This is a genomic window from Parasphingorhabdus sp., from assembly GCF_036964675.1.
Lineage (GTDB): Bacteria > Pseudomonadota > Alphaproteobacteria > Sphingomonadales > Sphingomonadaceae > Parasphingorhabdus.
In genome coordinates, this window is sequence record NZ_JBALTF010000166.1 from 1 (window position 1) to 586 (window position 586).

The following is a 586-nucleotide window of genomic DNA, read 5'->3' on the forward strand; positions in this document are numbered from 1 at the left end:
GAACCGGAATCGCTTCCCCGGGGTCCTGCTGGGTCTTTCCGGGGGCATTGACAGCGCCTTGTCGGCGGCGGTTGCCGTCGACGCATTGGGAGCAGACCGGGTCTGGAATGTGATGATGCCATCGCGCTTCACGTCGCAGGAAAGCCTGGACGATGCCGAAGGCTGTGCCCAATTACTCGGCACCCGGCTGGACACGATCCCGATTGGCCCGGCGATCGAAGGCTTTGACGCGATGCTCGAGGACAGTTTCTCTGACAGCAATGTCGATATTACCGAAGAGAATATACAGTCGCGGATTCGCGGCGTCACCTTGATGGCGCTGTCGAATAAATTTGGCCACATGCTGCTCACCACCGGCAACAAGAGCGAGATGAGCGTCGGCTATGCTACCATCTATGGTGACATGGCGGGCGGCTATTCGGTGCTGAAAGATGCCTATAAGCTGACCGTTTTCAAATTGTCCGCATGGCGCAACCGCAACAAACCGAGTCTTGGCCTCGGGCCGGATGGTCCGGTGATGCCGGAGCGGGTGATCACCAAGCCGCCGAGCGCGGAATTGCGCGAGGATCAGAAAGACAGCGACAGT

General features: G+C 59.0%; 1 protein-coding gene. It reads left to right on the plus strand.

Going from position 1 to position 586, the window contains the following annotated elements; genetic code table 11:
- The coding region (gene nadE / locus V7665_RS13760) for an NAD(+) synthase (RefSeq protein ID WP_335665094.1) at positions 1-586 on the plus strand (586 nt) is incomplete at both ends.